The organism is Rhizobacter sp. P2_H2 (assembly GCF_056403375.1).
On sequence record NZ_JBFUFP010000448.1, the window covers coordinates 1 to 4,246 of the forward strand.

Genomic DNA, 4,246 nt, shown 5'->3' on the forward strand with positions numbered 1-4,246 from the left:
AGGCGTGACAACTGGTAGCCGGCGGGGCCCTCGGTGGGGACCTCCCCAGGGGCCGCGCCGGGCGCCACGGCGGCCCGGATCGCCGCCGCCAGCGCTTCGCTGACCCGCTCGTCGGCATCCAGGCTCAGCACCCAGCGCCCTTGCGCCAGGTCCAGCGCCCGGTTCTTCTGCCGGCCGAAACCCGGCCAGTCGTCGGTACGGGTCACGCGGGCGCCGAGCGCCGCGGCCTGCTCGCGGGTGTCGTCGGTGCTGCCGGCGTCGACGACGATCCACTCGTCGGCGAACGCGACGCTCTTCAGGCAGTCCGAGATCTGGTGGCCTTCGTTGCGGGTGATGACGATGACCGACAGGTTGGGAACGGACATGGAAGGCGACAGGCGCATGCAGCTTGGAGGTGCGGGGATTGTAGGCAGTGCCGGCGAACGATAATGCGCCCGGAATGAGCACCCCCACCCCGCCCCTGAAAGAGCGCCTGAAGCGCCTGGCCCCGTATTTCGCCGACAGCGGCAAGGGCTTCGTCCTGATGATCGTCGGCTCGATCATCGGCGCGCTGACCGAGCCGGTGATGCCGGCGCTGATGAAGCCGCTGCTCGACAAGGGCTTCACCGCCGACGGCATTCCGCTGTGGATGGTGCCGGTCGCGATCATCGGGCTGTTCTTCATCCGCGGCGTCGCCGGGCTGATCGCGCAGTACGGCCTGGCCTGGTCGGCCAACCGCGGCACCCAGGCCTTGCGCACCGCGATGTTCCAGCGGCTGATGACGGTGCAGCCGACGCTGTTCAGCCACAACACCGCCAGCAGCCTGACCAACACGCTCACCTACGAGGTGCAGGCCGGCGCGGGCCTGCTGGTCGGCTCGGTGATGACGCTGGTGCGCGACTCGGCCACGCTGGTCGCGCTGATGGCCTACCTGCTGTGGATGAACTGGCAGCTGACGCTGTTCGTCGGCGTGCTGGTGCCGGCGGTCGCCTTCGTGATGCGCATCCTCAGCAAGCGGCTGCACCGGCTGACGGTCGAAGGCCAGCAGGCCACCGACCAGCTCGCCTACGTGGTCGAGGAGAACGTGCTCGCCTGGCGCATCGTCCGCCTGCACGGCGCCGAGGCCGGCCAGGCCGGCCGCTTCCGCGCCCTCAGCGACACGCTGCGCCGGCTCGCGATCAAGTCGACGATGGCGGCCGCGACGATGACGCCGGTGACGCAGATGATCGCCGCCTGCGGCCTGTCGGCGGTGATCGTCGCGGCCCTCTGGCAGAGCACCCACTACGGCGGCMCGGCCGGCAGCTTCGCCGCGTTCATCACCTGCATGCTGATGCTGCTGGCGCCGATCAAGCACCTGTCCGAGGTGGCCGGGCCGATCACCCGCGGGCTGGCCGCGCTGGAGCGCGGCGTCGCGCTGATCACCGATGCGCCGGTCGAGGAAGGTGGCGGCTTCGACCCCGGGCGCGCCCAGGGCCGCGTCGAGATGCGCCATGTCGGCCTGCGCTACAAGACCGACCAGGCGCCGGCGCTGGACGACGTGAACCTGCGGTTGAACGTCGGCGAGACGGTGGCGCTGGTCGGGCCGTCGGGCGCCGGCAAGACGACGCTGGTGAACCTGCTGCCGCGCTTCCTGGAGCCGAGCGACGGCGAGCTGCTGCTCGACGACCGGCCGATGCGCGAGTGGGACGTGGCGGCGCTGCGCCGCCAGTTCGCGCTGGTCAGCCAGGACGTGGTGCTGTTCAACGACACCGTGGCGGCCAACGTGGCGCTCGGCGACACCGGAGCGCACGATGCTCGCCGCATCGATACCGCCCGCGTGCGCGAGGCACTGCGCGCGGCCAACCTGCTGAAGTTCGTCGACGAGATGCCGCAGGGCCTGGACACGCTGATCGGCCACAACGGCAACCAGCTGTCGGGCGGCCAGCGGCAACGGCTCGCGATCGCGCGCGCCATCTACAAGGACGCGCCGATCCTGATCCTCGACGAGGCCACGTCGGCGCTCGATTCCGAATCCGAGCGCCTGGTGCAGGAGGCGCTGGACCGGCTGATGAAGGGCCGCACCAGCCTCGTGATCGCGCACCGGCTGTCGACCATCAAGGCCGCCGACCGAGTGCTGGTGCTCGAAGCCGGCCGCGTCGTCGAGCAGGGCACGCATGCCGAGCTGCTCGCGCAGGGCGGCCTGTTCGCCCACCTGCATTCGCTGCAATTCCGCACCCCCCACGCCGCGCCATCGGAGAGCCGAGGATGACCCGACTGAGCATCATCACCGCCGTCCACAACCAGCTGGAGATGAACCGCTGGTTCGTCGAGCACCTGCAGCGCTGTACCCGGCTGCCGTCGGAGCTGATCATCATCGACAACGCGTCGACCGACGGCTCGGCCGAGTTCTTCGAGTCGGTCGGTGCCAAGGTGATCCGCAACACGCAGAATTTCTCCTACCCGTACACGCAGAACCAGGGCATCGCGGTCGCGCAGGGCGACTGGCTCGCGTTCCTGAACAACGACATCGTCGTGCCGCCCGACTGGGACACGCGGCTGATCGCCAACGCCGAGCTGCACGGGCTCGACGCGCTGACGGTGTGCGGCATCGAGCGCGTCGAGACGCCCGAGGCCACGCACGCGCTGCGCCGGCGCTGGAAGCGCGCCTCGCTGCCGGTGCGCTTCTTCGGCGCCAAGCAGCCCTGGCTCGGCATGTCGCACCGCTGGATGTACGGCGACTGGGACCGCTTCTGCCGCGAGCGCGCCGAGCAGTTCGAGGGCCTGGTGATCGAGGGCTATGTCGGCAACTCGGTGCTGATGAACCGGCGCGCGATCGACCGCATCGGGCTGTGGGACGAGCGCATCCAGGCCGCCGATGCCGACCTGTTCCTGCGGGCCAAGAAGCGCGCTGTCGAGGTCGGCGACATCCGCCCGCTGCACATCGCGCTCGACGTGTTCGTGCACCACTACATCCGCGTGACGCTGCGCGCGCGCCCGCCGGCCTTCGCCGACGCCGCGCGCCTGATCCCGATGGAGAAGAAGTGGAGCGCGACCGAGGTGGCACGGCTCGCGTCGCACACGCTATGACGGCTGCTGCTTCGGCCTCCATCAGCGGGTTCACGTTCCTGCGCAACGGCGTCAAGCTCGGCTTCCCGTTCGAGGCCTCGGTGCGCTCGCTGCTGCCGCTGGTCGACGAGTTCGTGGTCGCGGTCGGCCGCGGCGAGGACGACACCCGCGAACGGCTGCTGGCGATCGGCGACCCGAAGATCCGGCTGATCGACACCGTGTGGAACGAGCGCATGGAGTCGCGCGGCTTCGTCTATGCGCAGCAGAAGATGATCGCGCAGTTCGCCTGCACCGGCGACTGGGCCTTCTACCTCGAGGGCGACGAGGTGCTGCACGAGGGCGAGCTGGCGGCGATCCGCGCGTCGGTCGAGCGCCACCATGCCGACCGCCGCATCGAGGCGCTGGTGTTCGACTACCTGCACTTCTACGGCTCGCCGCACTGGCTCGCGATCAGCCCGGCCTGGTACCGGCGCGAGTGCCGGCTGATCCGCAACACGATCCGCAGCTACGCACCCGACGGCCAGTTCTGGGTGGTGATGGACCGGCACCGCCGCGGCCGCCACCCGAACGCCGCGTTGGCGAACGCGCACATCTACCACTACGGCCACGTGCGCCGCACCGACTACATGCAGGCCAAGCTCGACCAGGTGAGCAAGTACTGGTCGCATGGCGCGCCGACGGTGCACTACGGCAACATCGACCCGCAGTCGCTGGTGCCCTACGCCGGCACGCACCCGGCGCTGATGGCCGACTGGCTGCGCGACGAGGCCGAGCAGCACTTCGCGCCCGATCCGGCGCACGTGCTGACGAGCCGCGAGCGCAAGCACCGCTGGTCGATGCGCGTCGAGCGGCTGCTCGGCGTCGACCTGAGCCGCAAGCACTACCAGCTGATCGCGTGATGCGAGCCCCCGCACGGCGCGTCGGCATCAGCCTCGGCATGCTCGGCTCGCTGAGCGACGGGCTCGGCGAGTTCTCGACGCAGGTCTGCGAGCACGTCGCGCGCGTCGCGCCGGCCTGGCGCGAACAGCACGGCGTGCACTTCCACCTGCACATGCCGGCACGCTGGCATGGCCGCTTCGGCGACCAGGTCGGCTACCTGGCCACGAGCAGGCTGCAGGGCTACTTGCATTGGCAAGGCCTGCGGCGCTTCGACGTGTGGCACAGCCTCAACCAGCTCGGCCGCATCATCCCGCCGGTCGGCACGCGGCATTCGCTGCTGACC

At 70.2% G+C, this 4,246-nt stretch carries 5 protein-coding genes; 4 read left to right on the forward strand and 1 reads right to left on the reverse strand.

Translation table 11 applies throughout. From position 1 onward, the window contains the following. A partial coding sequence (locus AC1D15_RS20075; RefSeq protein WP_477827357.1) for a glycosyltransferase occupies positions 1 to 365 on the reverse strand: 365 nt, incomplete at its 3' end. 74 nt (positions 366 to 439) lie between these two features. On the opposite strand from AC1D15_RS20075, the gene msbA reads away from it, so the two are divergent. From msbA to AC1D15_RS20095, 4 genes are all read left to right on the forward strand, one after another. Next, positions 440 to 2,227, forward strand: a complete 1,788-nt coding sequence (gene msbA, locus AC1D15_RS20080) for a lipid A export permease/ATP-binding protein MsbA (protein ID WP_477827358.1) — start codon at positions 440 to 442, stop codon at positions 2,225 to 2,227. Further along, positions 2,224 to 3,045: a glycosyltransferase family 2 protein gene (locus AC1D15_RS20085; protein ID WP_052211729.1), complete on the forward strand. Its 822-nt coding sequence runs from the start codon at positions 2,224 to 2,226 to the stop codon at positions 3,043 to 3,045. Before msbA ends, AC1D15_RS20085 begins: the two co-directional genes overlap by 4 nt. Then, positions 3,042 to 3,923 (forward strand): glycosyltransferase, encoded by an 882-nt coding sequence (locus tag AC1D15_RS20090; protein WP_465114642.1) that lies wholly within the window; start codon positions 3,042 to 3,044, stop codon positions 3,921 to 3,923. The genes AC1D15_RS20085 and AC1D15_RS20090 overlap by 4 nt, the downstream gene beginning before the upstream one ends. Then, positions 3,923 to 4,246 (forward strand): hypothetical protein (locus AC1D15_RS20095; RefSeq protein WP_477827359.1); only part of this gene is annotated, 324 nt, incomplete at its 3' end. The genes AC1D15_RS20090 and AC1D15_RS20095, both read left to right, overlap by 1 nt.